This window comes from Streptomyces atratus (genome assembly GCF_900119365.1).
Classification (GTDB): domain Bacteria; phylum Actinomycetota; class Actinomycetes; order Streptomycetales; family Streptomycetaceae; genus Streptomyces; species Streptomyces atratus_B.
Genome location: NZ_FPJO01000015.1, coordinates 93,203 through 108,403 on the forward strand (window position 1 = coordinate 93,203; position 15,201 = coordinate 108,403).

Sequence of the window (15,201 nt, forward strand, 5' to 3'; positions counted from 1 at the left end):
TGACAGATGTCGGCGGGCACCACCCGGATCGTTGGAATCCCCTGGTCAGAATCGTCGCCGCGCCCCACCGGCGAGCTGCTGATCGCCCATGTCCGCCCGGGTGAGCCGGGCGAGGCGCCGGAGTACGAGGAGGCGCTCGGGTACGTGGACCGGGCGGTCGCGGGCTTCGCGGAGGCCGGCGCCGGTTTCGTCGGCCTGCGCACGGCCGCCGAGCTGATGGCCGCCTGGCTGGAGGCCGACCTGGGCCGTCCGGACGCGGCCCGGGAGCGGGCCCGGAGGGTCCTGGAGATCCACGGGCCCGGGGAGCCGGACGAGACGGACGAGGAGCGCCACGCGGAGGCCGAGGCGCTGCTGGACTACGTGGGCCGGCGAACCGGCGCTTGAGACGGCTCCGCTACTCCACCCCGATGAGCAGCGGAGCACTCTGGTGGCCGCCCCGGTACACCACCGTGTCCACCGCCAGATAGCCCTCGCGCACGTGCTGCTCCAGCGCGTGCGCGAGGCTGTCCGGGACGTCCTCGCCCAGGATCAGGGTGACCAGTTCGCCGCCCGCCGCCAGCATGCGGTCCAGCACGTCGCGGGCGGTCTGCGGTACGTCTTCGCCGATGACCGCGACGTCGCCGTCGATCAGGCCCAGGATGTCGCCGGCCTGGCAGATGCCCGCCATGGTCCAGGACTGCCGTTCGGCGACGGCGAGTTCGGCGTAGCGGGTGGCACCGGCGGCGGCGGTCATCGCCACCACGTCCTCGTCGAAACTGCGGTCGGGTTCGTGGACGGCGAGGGCGGCAATGCCCTGGACGGCGGCCCTGGTCGGGATCAGGGCGACCCGGACGCCCTCCGCGCGGGCCTGTTCGGCGGCGGCAGCGGCGGTGTGGCGCAGCTCCGCGTCGTTGGGCAGCAGGACCACCTCGCGGGCGTGCGCCCGGCGGATCGCGTCGACCAGTTCGCCGCTGGCCGGCGGCTCCCCGGGGCGGGCCAGGACCGTCGTGGCCCCGGCCTCCTTGCACAGGCCGCGGAGCCCGTCGCCGGGGACCACGACGACGACCGCGCGCTGCACGGGCTCGGTGTGGGGGTGCACCCGGTCCGCGCCGAAGTGGGTGATCCGGATGCGGTACGGCCGCCCCGCCTCGACCCCGGCCTCCACGGCCGCACCCGCGTCGTCGACATGCACATGGACGTTCCACAGCCCGTCGCCGCCCACCACCACGAGCGAGTCGCCGAGCCGGTCGAGCCGGGTCCGCAGCCGGTCCACCGCCTCGTCCGTGGCCTCCAGCAGGTAGATGACCTCGAAAGCCGGTCCGCCTTCCGCCTCGTCCGCCACGCAGTCGTCCGGCACGGGAAGGGCGGGCACGGCCACGTGGGTGCGCTCGGGGGCCTGCCCGCAGACCGCTTCGACGAGCGCCGCGAGCACCGTCACCAGGCCCCGTCCCCCGGCGTCCACGACGCCCGCCCGGCCGAGGACGGCGAGCTGTCCGGGGGTCGCTGCCAGGGCCGTCCGCGCCCCTTCGTACGCCGCCCGTGCGACCGCGGCGGTTCCGGCGTCGTGCCCGGTACGCGCGGCGGCCTCGGCGGCCACGGTGGCCACCGTCAGCACGGTGCCCTCGACAGGGTGCGCGACGGCCTGCCGGGCCGCCTCGGCGGCGACGGCGAGCGCCCGGCGCAGATGGTCCGCGTCATGGCCGACGGCCAGCACCTCCGCCATCCCGCGCAGCAACTGGGCCAGGATCGTGCCGGAGTTCCCGCGGGCGCCGATCAGGGCGCCGTGCGCCATGGCCCGTACCACGTCGGCCGCGACCGGTGTGGTCACTCCGGTCTCATGGGCGGCGAAGACCGCCTCGACGGCCTGGGCCGCCGATTCCACGGTCAGATAGAGGTTCGTACCGGTGTCCCCGTCGGCGACGGGGTACACATTGATCGCGTCGATCGCCTCGCGCTCCCGGCCCAGCGCCTCCAGGGCCAGTGAGCACCAGGTACGCACCGCGACGGCGTCCATGTCGTCGTCGGTCTGCGGCACCTGTCGGCCCTCCTCGGATTCGGCCGTGGGCGGCCGGCTGCATCGCAGAGTAGCCCCGCGCACCGGGTCCGGCGGGGACAGGGGGCGGGACAAGGCCGGTGGAACCCATGGTAGTTTCGTTCTACCGACGCAGCCGTTGTATGCTGCTTCGGTTGCCCGATGAGAGTCGGGCCATCCCTCCGGCACCGCCACTTCAGTCAAATGAATCCGGCGCGCCGGATTTCACTGTAAGTGCATCTGAAGTCTTTGGAGTGACCCGTGGCTGCCAACTGCGACGTCTGCGGCAAGGGGCCGGGCTTCGGCAACAACATTTCGCACTCGCACCGCCGTACGTCCCGTCGCTGGAATCCCAACATCCAGCGCGTGCGTGCCGTGGTCGGTCGGACGCCGAAGCGGCTCAACGTCTGCACCTCGTGCATCAAGGCCGGCAAGGTCGCGCGCTGACGTTCCCGTCGTAGCGCAGCCTTCCGGTTGCCCAAAAGGCCGGTCCACCTCGGTGGACCGGCTTTTTGCTGTGCGCCGGGGCGCCCTCACGCGGTGCGCGTCCGCCAGCCGTGGTCGACCGGGCCGATCCCGGCGCCCAGCGGGAAGCCCGCCGTGATCGCCCCGGTGACATAGGCCTTCGCGTCCCGGACCGCCGCGGGTACGTCCTGGCCCAGGGCCAGCCGGCAGGCGATGGCCGAGGCGAGGGTGCAGCCGGTGCCGTGGGTGTGGCGGTTGTCGTGCCGGGGGGCGCGCAGCCAGTGCTCCTCGGTGCCGTCGGTCAGCAGGTCGACGGGGTCGCCCGGCAGATGGCCGCCCTTGACGACGACCCAGCGCGGCCCGAAGTCCAGTACCGCGGCGGCGGCCCGCCGCATCCCCGCCTCGTCCTCGACGTGGACGCCGGTGAGCTGTGCCACCTCGTCCAGGTTCGGGGTGGCGACCGTGGCGGCCGGCAGCAGTTTCGTCCGTACGGAATCGAGCGCCTCGGCAGCCAGCAGCGGGTCGCCGTGCTTGGAGACGCCGACCGGGTCGACGACGGCCGGGGCGCCGGTGCCGGCGAGGAGTTCGGCCACGGTCTCCACGAGGACGGCCGACGACAGCATTCCGGTCTTCACCGCCTGGACCCCGATGTCGTCCACCACGCTGCGGTACTGGGCGCGCACGGCCTCGACGGGCAGTTCCCAGGAGCCCTGCACGCCCAGCGAGTTCTGGGCGGTGACAGCGGTCAGCACGCTCATCCCGTGCACACCGTGCGCCAGCATCGTCTTCAGGTCGGCCTGGATGCCCGCACCGCCGCCGGAGTCGGATCCGGCAACGGTGAGCACACGGGCGGGTACAGCAGCAGATATGGGCATACGCCGAAATCTACTGGGCGTCCTCGATGTCCCCGAAGTGGTCCCAGCCGCCCTTGACGGTCCACGGCGCCCCGTCGACGGTCACCTGCGGCAGTGCGGAGGGGTTGAGGACCTCGCCGATCACCTTCCAACGGGCGGGCAGCTTCACGTCCGGCGGGAAGGTGGCGACGATCGCGTGGTCCTCACCCCCGGTCAGCACCCACTGGAGCGGGTCGACGCCGACGGCCTGCCCGATGTCGGACATCTGCGAGGGGATGTCGATGAGCCCGGAGCGCAGATCGATCCGGACCTTGCTGGCCTCGGCGATGTGCCCGAGGTCGGCGACGAGCCCGTCGCTCACGTCCGTCATCGCGGTGGCGCCGAGCCCGGCGGCCGCGGGGCCCGCGTGGTACGGCGGTTCGGGGCGCCGGTGGGCCTCGACGAAGGCGCGGGGCGAGCGGAAGCCCCGGGAGAGCACCGCGTACCCGGCGGCGGACCAGCCGAGCCAGCCGGTGACGGCGACGACGTCGCCGGGCTGGGCGCCGGAGCGGGTGACCGGCTCGTGGTTGCGCAGATCGCCCAGCGCGGTGATCGAGACGGTGATCGTCTCGCCACGCACCACGTCTCCGCCGACCACGGCCGCTCCCGCGACCTGGCACTCGTCACGAATGCCGTCCATCAGCTCGCCGGCCCAGGTGACCGGGAGTTCGGCGGGGACGACCAGACCGAGCAGCAGCGCGGTGGGCACCGCGCCCATGGCGGCGATGTCGGCGAGGTTCTGGGCGGCGGCCTTGCGGCCGACGTCGTACGCCGTCGACCAGTCGCGGCGGAAGTGCCGTCCCTCCAACAGGATGTCCGTACTGGCCACGACCCTGCGGTCGGGAGCGGTCACGACCGCGGCGTCGTCGCCGGGGCCGAGCCGTACCGCCGGAGTGGTGGTGAGCCGGGAAGTGAGCTCCCTGATGAGCCCGAACTCCCCCAACTCGCCCACGGTTCCCTTCACCGAGTCTCACCTCTCATCTATCGCGCCGGACGGTCGTCCGGGCTGCTTCGGCGGCCGGGGGTCCGGACCCTGGACCGGCCGCCGCCGCAGGGAGCAGTCTGCACCGCTCGTCACCGCCATGCCCGTCCCCCTTCCGGACCGCTGCGCTTGCGGTCGCGGGCCGTCACTGCTGTCGGTACTGTCAAGAGATACGTCAACTTGTGTCTTGCGTACGCCACGCTGTGGGCGTCAACGGTCCGCAGGTCTCCCCGCGGCACGCGGCAACGCGATACCGTGGCGTCCCTTTCTCCCCCACATGATCCTCGTGGCCGCCCTGGAGGTTCCGTGGTACAGGCGTACATCCTTATTCAGACCGAGGTGGGCAAGGCGTCGACCGTCGCCGAGACCATCGCCCGAGTTCCGGGAGTGATCCAGGCAGAGGACGTCACCGGCCCCTACGACGTGATCGTGCGCGCACAGGCCGACACGGTCGATGAACTCGGCCGCATGGTGGTCGCCAAGGTCCAGCAAGTGGAAGGCATCACCCGAACCCTGACCTGCCCGGTCGTTCATCTGTAGCCCCCGTCTACGCTGGGCCGGTGAGATCTTCGCGCCGACTTCGCCATTCCGTGTTCCTCGGCCCGTCCGTTGCCGCGCTGCTGCTGGCCGCGGCGGGCTGTTCCTCGACGGACGCCGCGGTGTCGATCACGGTTCCCACGCCGTCCCCGGAAGCCGCGGGCTACTGCCGTGCGCTGCACAAGGAGCTGCCGAGGACCGTTGCCGGTCTCGACCTCGGTGATGCCGGGCCGAAGTCCGAACTGACCGCCGAGTGGGGGGACGGGGAGATCGTACTGCGCTGCGGTGTCCCCCGGCCCGCGAAGATGGACGACCCCATGGCGAAGGGGATCGACGCGAACGGCGTCAACTGGCTGCTGGAGCAGCCCGACGATGCCGGTCCGCGCTTCACGACGACATACCGCAAGGCGTACGTCGAGGTGACGCTCTCGGAGGCGTACGCCCATGACGCGAGCCCGTTGGCCGCTTTCGGCCCCGCCGTCCGCAAGACGGTACCCGGACTGTAGGGCGTGCGCTCCCGCCCGGGAGCGCACGCCGTGCGGCGCGGGGCCGGCTCAGCGCAGGCCGGTCGGGCGGCTCAACGCGGCCTGGATCAGCCGGTCCACCAGCTCCTGGTAGCTCACACCGCTCTCCTGCCACATCCGCGGGTACATGGAGATCGGGGTGAAGCCCGGCAGGGTGTTGATCTCGTTGATCACGAAGGTGCCGTCCTCGGTGAGGAAGAAGTCGGCACGGACCAGCCCCTCGCAGGACGTGGCCTCGAAGGTCTCGACCGCGAGCCGCTGGACCTCGGCCGTCTGCTCCTCGGTGAGCGGGGCGGGCACGATCCCGGAGGCCGAGTCGATGTACTTGGCCTCGAAGTCGTAGAAGTCGTGCGAGGTCACCGGGGGGATCTCGGCGGGCACGCTGGCGCGCGGCCCGTCCTCGAACTCCAGCACCCCGCACTCGATCTCGCGGCCCCGCAGCAGCGACTCGACCAGGAACTTGGGGTCGTGGCGGCGGGCCTCCTCGATCGCCTCGTCGAGGCCGGAGAGGTCGTCGACCTTGGTGATGCCGATGGACGAGCCGGCCCGGGCGGGCTTGATGAAGAGCGGCCAGCCGTGCTCGCCGGCGAAGTCCACGATGCGCTTGCGGGCACCGGAGGGATCGTTGTCCCACTCGCGGGGACGCACCACGAGGTACGGGCCGACCGGCAGCCCGAAGGAGGTGAAGACCCGCTTCATGTACTCCTTGTCCTGGCCGACCGCCGAGGCGAGCACCCCGGCGCCGACGTAGGGCACACCGGAGAGCTCCAGGAGCCCCTGAAGGGTGCCGTCCTCGCCGTACGGGCCGTGCAGCACGGGGAAGACGACATCGACCTCGCCGAGCGCCTTGGGGACCGAGCCGGGCTCGCTGTACACCACTTCGCGGCTGCCGGGGTCGACGGAGAGCACCACGGCGCCCTCGGTGGACTCGGCCAGCTGGGCCACTTCCGGCATCTTCCGGTCCGTGATGGCCATGCGTTCGGGTTCGTCGGCGGTGAGCGCCCAGCGGCCGTCCGTCGTGATGCCGATCGGCAGGACGTCGTACTTGGTCCGGTCGATGGCGTTCAGGACGGCGCCGGCCGTGACGACCGAGATGCCGTGTTCGGAGCTGCGGCCGCCGAACACGACGGCCACGCGCGGCTTGCGGAGCTGCTGCTCCGGGCTCTGGGGGAGGTTCTCGCTGCTCATATCGCGTTGAGCGTACCTGCTGGTACCACTCGCGTCAGCGCGGCCGGGGGCGGCCGCAGCGGTGACCATGGACGTTCACCGCTCCGGCCGCCCCCGGCCGGCTTCAGCGCCGCTCGGGCTTCGCGCTGCGCGACATCAGCTCGCCCAGCGCGACCATCGGCGGCTTTCCCTCGTGGACGATGCCGACGACCGTCTCGGTGATCGGCATGTCGACGCCGTGCCTGCGCGCCAGATCGAGCACCGACTCACAGGACTTGACGCCCTCGGCGGTCTGCTTGGTGACGGCGATGGTCTCCTGGAGCGTCATGCCGCGGCCGAGGTTGGTGCCGAAGGTGTGGTTGCGCGAGAGCGGCGAGGAGCAGGTCGCCACCAGGTCGCCCAGGCCCGCGAGTCCGGAGAAGGTCAGCGGGTCGGCGCCCATGGCCAGGCCGAGGCGGGTCGTCTCGGCGAGGCCCCGGGTGATCAGCGAACCCTTGGCGTTGTCGCCGAGACCCATGCCGTCGGCGATGCCGACCGCCAGGCCGATGACGTTCTTGACCGCGCCGCCGAGTTCGCAGCCGACCACGTCGGTGTTGGTGTACGGGCGGAAGTACGAGGTGTGGCAGGCGCTCTGGAGGCGTTGGGCCACGGACTCGTCCTGGCAGGCGACGACGGCCGCCGCGGGACGGCGTTCGGCGATCTCCTTGGCCAGATTGGGCCCGGTGATGACGGCGACCCGGTCCGCGGAGACCTTGGTGACGTCCTCGATGACCTCGCTCATCCGCTTCGCGGTGCCGAGTTCGACACCCTTCATCATCGAGACGAGAACGGTGTCGGAACCGAGGTGCGGGGTCCATTCGGCGAGGTTGGCGCGCAGGGTCTGCGATGGCACCACGAGCACGGCGAAGTCGGCGCCGTCCAGCGCCTCGACGGCGTCGGTGGTGGCCCGGACCGAGGCGGGGAGCTCAATTCCCGGCAGGTAGTCCGGGTTGGTACGGGTCGTGTTGACGGCCTCGGCGATCTCGGCGCGACGGCCCCAGAGGGTGACCTCGCAGCCGGCGTCGGCGAGGACCATGCCGAAGGCCGTACCCCATGAGCCGGTTCCGAAGACGGCCGCCTTTGCGGGGTGCGTCACTTGGTTCCCTCTCCTTCGGCCTTGCGGCGCTGCTCCTCGCGGGCCTTGCGGTGGTCGTAGGGCTGTGCGGGGGCCTGCTCGCCCCGCACGATCTCCAGTTGCTCGGTCACCGCGGCCATGATGGCCTCGGTCGCCTCGCGCAGGACGTCGGGCGTCGGTTCCTTGTCGTGGAACCGGGAGAGGTCCACGGGCGGTCCGGCCTGCACCTGAAGGGTCTTGCGGGGGAACAGCCGGAGCTTGTTCTCCTTGGCGTAGGGCGGCATCACGAGATTGGCGCCCCACTGCGCGACGGGGATGACCGGGGCCTTCGTCATCAACGCGACGCGGGCGGCACCGGTCTTGCCGGCCATCGGCCACATGTCGGGGTCGCGGGTGAGCGTGCCCTCCGGGTAGAAGGCGACGCATTCGCCGCGCTCGATGGCGTTGACGGCGGCCCGGAAGGCGTCCAGCGCGTTGGTCGTCTCGCGGTACACCGGGATCTGTCTGGTACCGCGCAGCATCATTCCGACAAAGGGGGTCTTGAACAGGCCCGCCTTGGCGAGAAGCCGCGGCACCCGTCCGGTGTTGTACTGGAAGTGGCCGTAGGAAAGCGGGTCCAGATAGGAGTTGTGATTGACCGCGGTGATAAATCCGCCGTCGGCCGGAATGTGTTCCATCCCCCGCCAGTCACGCTTGAACAGAACCACCAACGGCGGTTTTGCGATGACCGCCGCCAGGCGGTACCAGAAGCCGATTCTGCGGCGGGACACTCGGACACCTTCCTCTAAGGACCTGAACTCTGCCTGGCTACCGACGGTCAAGTCTCGCCCCAGGCCCCTGCTCTGTCGAGAACACCGTACGCCCCGCTTTCGGGACCGACCCTCCGGGTTCTCGCACCGGCAGGCGAGAATAGGCGGCGATGCGCACCGAGGGGGAGATCGCCACGAACACCGACCCGACCGGTTCTTGGTCCCTGGTCGTCCCGTTGAAGCCCCTGGCGCGGGCCAAGAGCAGGCTGACGCCCGCGACGGGCCCCGAACTGCGCCCCCGGCTCGCCCTCGCCTTCGCCCGGGACACCGTGGCCGCCGCCCTTTCCTGCCCGGCGGTGCTGGATGTGGTGGTGGTCACGGACGACCCGGAGGCCCGGGCGGCCCTCACCGCGATCGGGGCGCGCGTCGTCCCCGACGAGCCCGACCGCGGGCTCAACGCCGCGCTGGCACACGGCGAGCGGGCGGTACGGGCCCGGCGTCCCCGGGCCGCGGTCGCCGCGCTCAACGCGGATCTGCCCGCGCTGCGCCCCGCAGAATTGACCCGGGTACTCAACTATTCCGCCGAATTCCCTCGCGCATTTGTTACCGATGCGGCAGGAATCGGGACGACATTTCTGTCGGCTGCGCCGGGAGTGGAATTGCGTCCGGCTTTCGGCGGCCCTTCCCGGGCCCGGCACCTGGACTCCGGCGCGGTGGAAATCGATCTGACCGGCATCGATTCGGTCCGCCAGGACGTGGACACCGGCGGTGATCTGCGGGCGGCGCTGACACTGGGCGTGGGCGCACACACCGCGGGACACTGGGACATGGGGGCCTCCCGGGCCGCCGCGGCTCCCGCCCGGGCCTGCGGCGGTGAACCTTCAACGACTGTCCCACCGGACCGATAGGCTTCCGCCCATGCAGGCGACCTCGTACACCTACGACCCCGAGACCCGCACCGGCAGCGTGCTGCTCGACGACGGCACCCCGGTGGATTTCGACGCCCAGGCCTTCGACGCGGGCGGTCTGCGGCTGCTGCGTCCGGGGCAGCGGGTGCGGATCGAGGGCAGCGGCGAGGGTGCGGAGCTGCGGATCACCCTGGTGACGCTGCAGACGTTCTGAACGCGGACATTCCGGGCAGCGCGCACGGCGCCCGTGACAGCCCGCGGGCCGGGCTCCCCGAGGGGAGCCCGGCCCGGCGCGTGTGAGTAGTAGCCCTGCGCGGCTCGGTCTCACTTCTTCCGTGCAGTGGCCTTCTTCGCCGTGGTCTTGCGCGCGGTGGTCTTCTTCGCGGGCGCCTTCTTCGCCGTGGCCTTCTTCGCGGGCGCGGTCTTGCTGGCGACAGCCTTCTTGGCGGCCGTCGTCTTCTTCGCCGCAGCGGTCGTCTTCTTCGCGGCCGCCGTGGTCTTCTTGGCCGCCGCGGTGGTCTTCTTCGCGGTGGTCTTCTTGGCCGCCGCGGTCTTCGCCGCGGTGGTCTTCTTGGCGGTGACCTTCTTCGCCGTGGCCTTCTTCGCCGCGGCCTTCTTGGCGGCGGCCTTGGTCGTCGTACGGGTGGAAGGACCGCCCGAGAGGCTGCCCTTGGGCGCCTTCTTCACGGCCACTTCGCCGCCCTTGGGGAGCTTCTTCGAGCCGCTCACCAGGTCCTTGAAGCCCTGGCCCGCACGGAAGCGGGGAACCGAGGTCTTCTTGACCCGCACGCGCTCACCCGTCTGCGGGTTGCGGGCGTAACGGGCGGGGCGGTCGACCTTCTCGAACGAGCCGAAGCCGGTGACCGAGACACGGTCCCCCGCGACAACCGCACGGACGATCGCGTCGAGTACCGCGTCGACGGCGTCGGCGGCCTGCTGGCGGCCTCCGACCTTGTCGGCAATCGCTTCTACGAGCTGCGCCTTGTTCACGTCTTCCCCTTCGGAGACATTGCCAGAACGAAAGTGTTCAAGCGTTTTCGCACGTTAGGCAGATATATACCGCAAATCAAACACGAAACGGGCTAATCACCCTAGTGCCGCAACGAAGTCGACCGCTGCACAGTTCCGCAGAGTCAGTCACCTTCGGGGAATCGGCCCTCATCGAGGTCCTTCATCAACCGGTCCAGACGCCTTGCCGCATCCGGGAGATCGTGCTTAGCCGCGGCCGTGATGACCAACAGCTTCCGGGACAGCGCCATCCTTACGCCCTCCGGGACTTGCAGTGCGCGCACTCTTGTGTGCGCTTCCTTCAATCGGTCGGCGACTTGGCCGTAAAGCTTGAGTTGGCTGTCGCGTTCCATGCACCGATTGTGCCATCTGGGGCGAGTTGTCGCCCGACGGGGTCTCAACAAGCGACTGCGCCCCCTACCAGATGGCAGGGGGCGCAGTCCTGGAAACGTGCTGCTCAGGCGTTAATTGTACGTGGCTTGAAGGTCGGCCTTGCCGCCTCATAAGTCGCGATGTCCGCTTCGTTCTGAAGGGTGAGGCTGATGTCGTCCAGCCCGTTGAGCAGTCGCCAACGGGAGTTCTCGTCGAGCTCGAAGTCGGCGGTCAGCTGCGATCCGTCGGTGGCCTCGGCGCGGACCTGGCGCGCCTCCAGGTCGACGGTGATCTCGGCCGTGGGGTCGGCCTCGGTCAGCTCCCAGAGCGCGTCGACCACCTTCTGGTCGAGCACGACGGTCAACAGCCCGTTCTTCAGCGAGTTGCCGCGGAAGATGTCGGCGAACCGGGAGGAGACGACGGCCTTGAAACCGTAGTTCTGCAGCGCCCACACGGCGTGTTCGCGGGACGATCCGGTACCGAAGTCGGGCCCGGCGACCAGGACCGTGGCACCCTTGCGCTCCGGGCGGTTGAGGACGAAGTTCTCGTCCTTGCGCCAGGCCTCGAAGAGCCCGTCCTCGAAGCCGTCCCGGGTGACCTTCTTCAGCCAGTGGGCGGGGATGATCTGGTCGGTGTCGACGTTGCTGCGGCGCAGCGGGACGGCCCGGCCGGTGTGCGTGGTGAAAGCTTCCATGATTCTCAGACTCCGGCGGGCGTACGGGCGTCGGACAGGTCGGCGGGCGAGGCCAGGTGGCCCAGCACGGCGGTGGCGGCGGCGACCTGCGGGGAGACCAGGTGCGTACGGCCGCCCTTGCCCTGCCGGCCCTCGAAGTTGCGGTTCGAGGTGGAGGCGGAGCGCTCGCCGGGGGCCAGCTGGTCGGGGTTCATGCCGAGGCACATCGAGCAGCCGGCGTGCCGCCATTCGGCGCCCGCGGCGGTGAAGACCTTGTCCAGGCCCTCCTCGACGGCCTGCAGGGCGACCCGGACGGAGCCCGGGACGACCAGCATCCGTACCCCGTCGGCGACTTTGCGTCCGTCCAGGATCGCGGCCGCGTTGCGCAGGTCCTCGATCCGGCCATTGGTGCAGGAGCCTACGAAGACGGTGTCCACGTTGATCTCGCGCAGCGGCTGGCCGGCGGTCAACCCCATGTACTCCAGGGCCTTTTCGGCGGCATTGCGCTCCGAGGCGTCCTCGTACGAAGCAGGGTCGGGGACGTTGGCCGACAGGGGCGCGCCCTGGCCGGGGTTGGTGCCCCAGGTGACGAACGGGGCCAGCTCGGCCGCGTCGATGACGACCTCGGCGTCGAAGACCGCGTCGTCGTCGGTGCGCAGCGTCTTCCAGTACGCGACGGCGGCGTCCCAGTCCTCGCCCTGCGGGGCGTGGTCGCGGCCCTTGAGGTAGTCGAAGGTGGTCTCGTCCGGGGCGATCATGCCCGCCCGGGCACCGGCCTCGATCGACATGTTGCAGATGGTCATCCGGGCTTCCATCGAGAGCTTCTCGATGGCGGAGCCGCGGTACTCCAGGATGTAGCCCTGGCCGCCGCCGGTGCCGATCCGGGCGATGATCGCGAGGATCAGGTCCTTGGCCGTGACGCCGTCGGGCAGTTCGCCGTCGATGGTGATGGCCATGGTCTTCGGGCGGGCCAGCGGCAGTGTCTGGGTGGCCAGCACGTGCTCGACCTGGCTGGTGCCGATGCCGAACGCCAGCGCGCCGAAGGCGCCGTGCGTGGACGTGTGGGAGTCGCCGCAGACCACGGTGGTGCCGGGCTGGGTCAGGCCCAGCTGCGGGCCGACCACGTGCACGACGCCCTGCTCGACGTCGCCCAGGGGGTGCAGCCGTACGCCGAACTCCGCGCAGTTCTTGCGCAGGGTCTCCAGCTGGGCGCGGGAGACCGGGTCGGCGATCGGCTTGTCGATGTCGAGGGTCGGGGTGTTGTGATCCTCGGTGGCGATGGTGAGATCGAGGCGCCGCACCCGGCGTCCGGCCTGCCGGAGGCCGTCGAAGGCCTGGGGGCTGGTCACCTCGTGCAGCAGGTGCAGATCGATGAAGAGGAGGTCGGGCTCACCTTCGGCGCGCCGGACGACATGGTCGTCCCAGACCTTCTCCGCGAGTGTCCTACCCATCGCTTTCCCTCCGGCCGGCGTCTTCGCCGGCCCAACTAGAGATTCGGTGCGCCGCCGTCCGGACCCCCGTGCGGGGCGGTGACTGCGGGCCGTTGTGTGGCCGCCCGTACAGGTTCGCAACTTTCGCCGAATATTGAACTTGCGTTTCACAGAGTGAGACGGGAGTATCGTCGTATGGACAACTCTAGCGGCGTCGGCGTTCTCGACAAGGCAGCTCTGGTATTGAGCGCCCTGGAGTCCGGTCCGGCCACCCTCGCCGGGCTGGTCGCGGCGACCGGGCTCGCACGACCCACGGCCCACCGGCTGGCCGTGGCACTGGAACACCACCGGATGGTGGCGAGGGACATGCAGGGCCGTTTCATTCTCGGCCCCCGGCTGGCGGAGCTCGCGGCGGCAGCGGGCGAGGACCGCCTGCTGGCCACTGCGGGCCCGGTGCTCACGCACCTGCGCGACATCACCGGCGAGAGCGCGCAGCTCTACCGCCGGCAGGGCGAGATGCGGATCTGCGTGGCGGCGGCGGAGCGGCTGTCCGGCCTGCGGGACACCGTGCCGGTCGGCTCCACGCTCACCATGAAGGCCGGCTCGTCGGCCCAGATCCTGATGGCCTGGGAGGAGCCGGAGCGCCTGCACCGCGGCCTCCAGGGCGCCCGCTTCACGGCGACGGCGCTCTCGGGCGTACGGCGCAGGGGCTGGGCCCAGTCGATCGGCGAGCGCGAGCCGGGCGTGGCCTCGGTATCGGCCCCGGTGCGCGGCCCCTCGAACCGAGTGGTCGCCGCCGTCTCGGTCTCCGGACCGATCGAGCGGCTGACCAGGCACCCGGGCCGGATGCACGCCCAGGCGGTCATCGATTCGGCGGCCAGACTCAGCGAGGCCCTGCGCCGTAACGGCTGACGCATCCGGCAAGTCCCCGGCCGCCCCAGCGTCGTGGCGGCACCCTCTCAGAACCTCACTCGCGAAGCCTCACTTCGCGGACGAGCGGTGTGCGAGACGGTCGGCCCCCCGACGACCGCGCACCTCCAGCGGCAGTACGCCGGTCGCCCCTGCCAGCCCGTGGGCCGGCATGTCGGCGTAGATCGATTCGTAACCGCCCTCGGGCACCATGTACGCCTCGTGCCACAGCCCCACGTGCCGCCGGGACTTCTTCTCCTTGCGGTTCATGATCGCCCAGGCCTTGCGGTGGAACATGTCGGGAGCGCTCGCGTACGCGTAGAGCTTCTCCTTCGACTCCCAGTACTGGACGACGTAGTACGTCCGCGGCGAGCCGGTCAACAGCGTGTGGCCCAGCAGGCCGCGCCCCTTGTCCTTGCCCAACTCCCGCAGCATGCGCCCCATCGCCAACAGCACGGGCAGCCAATGGTGCACGCCCCAGAAGTGGTTGATGCGCATCCCGATGAGCAGCACGACCACCTCACCCTCGGCCGCGGCAGTGGTCCGTCCCGGATTCGGCTTCGCGAACATGCCTACCCCTTCGCCTGTTGGAGAGTTTCACTATCCAATGATTGGATAGTGGCACTGCCCAAGAGGTGGCGCAAGGGAAGGCACGGAACATGCGGCTCTCGGAACTGAGCGAGAAGAGCGGCGTCAAGACCGCGACGATCAAGTACTACCTGCGTGAGGGGCTGCTGCACCCCGGCCGGCGGATCACCGCGACGCAGGCCGATTACGACGAGAGGCATGTGCGCCGACTGCGTCTGGTGCGGGCCCTGATCCAGGTGGGCCGCCTTCCCGTGGCCACGGCGCGCGAGGTCCTCTCCCACATCGACGACGACTCCCTGGGCCGGACGATCCGGCTGGGCGCGGCGCTGTGGTCGCTCCCGCACGGCCCCGACCCCGACGAGGAGGCCCCGGAGACCGCGACCGCCCGCGCGGAGGTCGAGCGGCTCCTGGACCGGATCGGCTGGGCGACGTCGCAGGAGATCGGCTCCCTCTCCCCCACGTATCGCGCGCTGGTGTCCTCGGTGGCCACCCTGATCCGCCTCGGCTACCCATGCGACATCGATTACCTGGCCGAGCAGGCCGGTCTGATGCATCAAGTCGCCGTCCAGGACCTGGACATGATGGAGACGCACCCCACGGAGTCGGAGCAGGTGGAGATGGCGGTCGCGTCGGCCGTGCTCTACGAGCCGTTGCTGATGTCCCTGCGCCGGATGGCCCAGGAGGAGGAGTCGGCCCGGCGCTACGGCCTCTGAACGGGGCCGCGGCCCGAACGGGCCTCGCAGGCCAACAGCAAAGGCCCTTCACCGAGGTGAAGGGCCTTTGTCTGTCCTGCTGTTGTACCCCCGACCGGATTCGAACCGGCGCTACTGCCGTGAGAGGGCAGCGTGCTAGGCCGCTACACAACGGGGGC

At 70.5% G+C, this 15,201-nt stretch carries 19 protein-coding genes and 1 tRNA gene; 8 read left to right on the forward strand and 12 right to left on the reverse strand.

Annotated features, from left to right (window positions below):
* Nucleotides 1-6 precede the first annotated feature (6 nt).
* Nucleotides 7-384 carry a hypothetical protein gene (locus BT364_RS23725; protein WP_072487259.1) on the forward strand — a complete coding sequence of 126 codons (378 nt, stop codon included), beginning with the start codon at nt 7-9 and terminating at the stop codon, nt 382-384.
* 10 nt (nt 385-394) lie between these two features.
* On the opposite strand, the gene BT364_RS23730 is transcribed toward BT364_RS23725, so the two are convergent.
* Nucleotides 395-2,014, reverse strand: a complete 1,620-nt coding sequence (locus BT364_RS23730; protein ID WP_072487260.1) for a DAK2 domain-containing protein — start codon at nt 2,012-2,014, stop codon at nt 395-397.
* A 258-nt stretch (nt 2,015-2,272) separates the two neighbouring features.
* Here BT364_RS23730 and rpmB point away from each other — a divergent pair, with 258 nt between their 5' ends.
* Nucleotides 2,273-2,458 (forward strand): 50S ribosomal protein L28, encoded by a 186-nt coding sequence (rpmB, locus tag BT364_RS23735; protein ID WP_030928661.1) that lies wholly within the window; start codon nt 2,273-2,275, stop codon nt 2,456-2,458.
* A gap of 86 nt (nt 2,459-2,544) precedes the next feature.
* On the opposite strand, the gene thiD is transcribed toward rpmB, so the two are convergent.
* Together thiD and BT364_RS23745 are read right to left on the reverse strand one after the other, a co-directional pair.
* Nucleotides 2,545-3,351 carry a bifunctional hydroxymethylpyrimidine kinase/phosphomethylpyrimidine kinase gene (gene thiD, locus BT364_RS23740; protein ID WP_072487261.1) on the reverse strand — a complete coding sequence of 269 codons (807 nt, stop codon included), beginning with the start codon at nt 3,349-3,351 and terminating at the stop codon, nt 2,545-2,547.
* A gap of 10 nt (nt 3,352-3,361) precedes the next feature.
* Nucleotides 3,362-4,333 carry a thiamine-phosphate kinase gene (locus BT364_RS23745; protein ID WP_072487262.1) on the reverse strand — a complete coding sequence of 324 codons (972 nt, stop codon included), beginning with the start codon at nt 4,331-4,333 and terminating at the stop codon, nt 3,362-3,364.
* Between the two features lie 324 nt (nt 4,334-4,657).
* On the opposite strand from BT364_RS23745, the gene BT364_RS23750 reads away from it, so the two are divergent.
* Entirely contained in the window at nt 4,658-4,891 is a 234-nt protein-coding gene (locus BT364_RS23750) for an Lrp/AsnC family transcriptional regulator (protein WP_072487263.1), read from the forward strand.
* A gap of 20 nt (nt 4,892-4,911) precedes the next feature.
* Nucleotides 4,912-5,394 (forward strand): DUF3515 domain-containing protein, encoded by a 483-nt coding sequence (locus BT364_RS23755; protein ID WP_371268639.1) that lies wholly within the window; start codon nt 4,912-4,914, stop codon nt 5,392-5,394.
* A 48-nt stretch (nt 5,395-5,442) separates the two neighbouring features.
* Here the strand turns inward: BT364_RS23755 and BT364_RS23760 are convergent, their stop codons facing one another.
* From BT364_RS23760 to BT364_RS23770, 3 genes are all read right to left on the reverse strand, one after another.
* Entirely contained in the window at nt 5,443-6,600 is a 1,158-nt protein-coding gene (locus BT364_RS23760) for a D-alanine--D-alanine ligase family protein (protein ID WP_072487265.1), read from the reverse strand.
* A gap of 103 nt (nt 6,601-6,703) precedes the next feature.
* On the reverse strand, nt 6,704-7,714 hold the full coding sequence (locus BT364_RS23765) for an NAD(P)H-dependent glycerol-3-phosphate dehydrogenase (RefSeq protein ID WP_072487266.1): 1,011 nt from the start codon (nt 7,712-7,714) through the stop codon (nt 6,704-6,706).
* A complete protein-coding gene (locus tag BT364_RS23770) occupies nt 7,711-8,463 on the reverse strand; it encodes a lysophospholipid acyltransferase family protein (RefSeq protein ID WP_072487267.1) in 753 nt (250 codons plus the stop codon). Before BT364_RS23770 ends, BT364_RS23765 begins: the two co-directional genes overlap by 4 nt.
* A gap of 149 nt (nt 8,464-8,612) precedes the next feature.
* Here BT364_RS23770 and cofC point away from each other — a divergent pair, with 149 nt between their 5' ends.
* Nucleotides 8,613-9,350: a 2-phospho-L-lactate guanylyltransferase gene (gene cofC / locus BT364_RS23775; protein WP_072487268.1), complete on the forward strand. Its 738-nt coding sequence runs from the start codon at nt 8,613-8,615 to the stop codon at nt 9,348-9,350.
* 10 nt (nt 9,351-9,360) lie between these two features.
* Nucleotides 9,361-9,564 carry a hypothetical protein gene (locus BT364_RS43210; protein WP_072487269.1) on the forward strand — a complete coding sequence of 68 codons (204 nt, stop codon included), beginning with the start codon at nt 9,361-9,363 and terminating at the stop codon, nt 9,562-9,564.
* Nucleotides 9,565-9,674: 110 nt separating this feature from the next.
* Here BT364_RS43210 and BT364_RS23785 read toward each other — a convergent pair whose 3' ends face one another.
* The 4 genes from BT364_RS23785 to leuC form a co-directional block, all read right to left on the reverse strand.
* On the reverse strand, nt 9,675-10,340 hold the full coding sequence (locus BT364_RS23785) for an HU family DNA-binding protein (RefSeq protein ID WP_072487270.1): 666 nt from the start codon (nt 10,338-10,340) through the stop codon (nt 9,675-9,677).
* A gap of 143 nt (nt 10,341-10,483) precedes the next feature.
* Nucleotides 10,484-10,711: an SCO5555 family protein gene (locus BT364_RS23790; protein WP_072487271.1), complete on the reverse strand. Its 228-nt coding sequence runs from the start codon at nt 10,709-10,711 to the stop codon at nt 10,484-10,486.
* Between the two features lie 104 nt (nt 10,712-10,815).
* A complete protein-coding gene (gene leuD / locus BT364_RS23795) occupies nt 10,816-11,424 on the reverse strand; it encodes a 3-isopropylmalate dehydratase small subunit (RefSeq protein ID WP_072487272.1) in 609 nt (202 codons plus the stop codon).
* A 5-nt stretch (nt 11,425-11,429) separates the two neighbouring features.
* The gene (gene leuC / locus BT364_RS23800) at nt 11,430-12,854 is read right to left on the reverse strand and encodes a 3-isopropylmalate dehydratase large subunit (RefSeq protein WP_072487273.1); all 1,425 of its coding nucleotides are present in this window, start codon (nt 12,852-12,854) and stop codon (nt 11,430-11,432) included.
* Between the two features lie 174 nt (nt 12,855-13,028).
* Here leuC and ndgR point away from each other — a divergent pair, with 174 nt between their 5' ends.
* Nucleotides 13,029-13,745 carry an IclR family transcriptional regulator NdgR gene (gene ndgR, locus BT364_RS23805; RefSeq protein ID WP_072487274.1) on the forward strand — a complete coding sequence of 239 codons (717 nt, stop codon included), beginning with the start codon at nt 13,029-13,031 and terminating at the stop codon, nt 13,743-13,745.
* Nucleotides 13,746-13,814: 69 nt separating this feature from the next.
* Here the strand turns inward: ndgR and BT364_RS23810 are convergent, their stop codons facing one another.
* Nucleotides 13,815-14,312 carry a DUF4188 domain-containing protein gene (locus BT364_RS23810; protein WP_072487275.1) on the reverse strand — a complete coding sequence of 166 codons (498 nt, stop codon included), beginning with the start codon at nt 14,310-14,312 and terminating at the stop codon, nt 13,815-13,817.
* Nucleotides 14,313-14,401: 89 nt separating this feature from the next.
* Here BT364_RS23810 and BT364_RS23815 point away from each other — a divergent pair, with 89 nt between their 5' ends.
* Entirely contained in the window at nt 14,402-15,043 is a 642-nt protein-coding gene (locus tag BT364_RS23815; protein WP_072487276.1) for a MerR family transcriptional regulator, read from the forward strand.
* Between the two features lie 85 nt (nt 15,044-15,128).
* Here BT364_RS23815 and BT364_RS23820 read toward each other — a convergent pair.
* A tRNA-Glu gene (locus BT364_RS23820) sits at nt 15,129-15,201 on the reverse strand.

What these genes read in the sequence shown, in the direction of transcription:
- BT364_RS23725 (WP_072487259.1), top strand. Translation starts at nt 7, where the DNA reads ATGTCGGCGGGCACCACCCGGATCGTTGGAATCCCCTGGTCAGAATCG.
- thiD (WP_072487261.1), bottom strand. Translation starts at nt 3,351, where the DNA reads ATGCCCATATCTGCTGCTGTACCCGCCCGTGTGCTCACCGTTGCCGGA.
- BT364_RS23760 (WP_072487265.1), bottom strand. Translation starts at nt 6,600, where the DNA reads ATGAGCAGCGAGAACCTCCCCCAGAGCCCGGAGCAGCAGCTCCGCAAG.
- cofC (WP_072487268.1), top strand. Translation starts at nt 8,613, where the DNA reads ATGCGCACCGAGGGGGAGATCGCCACGAACACCGACCCGACCGGTTCT.
- BT364_RS43210 (WP_072487269.1), top strand. Translation starts at nt 9,361, where the DNA reads ATGCAGGCGACCTCGTACACCTACGACCCCGAGACCCGCACCGGCAGC.
- BT364_RS23790 (WP_072487271.1), bottom strand. Translation starts at nt 10,711, where the DNA reads ATGGAACGCGACAGCCAACTCAAGCTTTACGGCCAAGTCGCCGACCGA.
- leuD (WP_072487272.1), bottom strand. Translation starts at nt 11,424, where the DNA reads ATGGAAGCTTTCACCACGCACACCGGCCGGGCCGTCCCGCTGCGCCGC.
- leuC (WP_072487273.1), bottom strand. Translation starts at nt 12,854, where the DNA reads ATGGGTAGGACACTCGCGGAGAAGGTCTGGGACGACCATGTCGTCCGG.
- ndgR (WP_072487274.1), top strand. Translation starts at nt 13,029, where the DNA reads ATGGACAACTCTAGCGGCGTCGGCGTTCTCGACAAGGCAGCTCTGGTA.
- BT364_RS23810 (WP_072487275.1), bottom strand. Translation starts at nt 14,312, where the DNA reads ATGTTCGCGAAGCCGAATCCGGGACGGACCACTGCCGCGGCCGAGGGT.
- BT364_RS23815 (WP_072487276.1), top strand. Translation starts at nt 14,402, where the DNA reads ATGCGGCTCTCGGAACTGAGCGAGAAGAGCGGCGTCAAGACCGCGACG.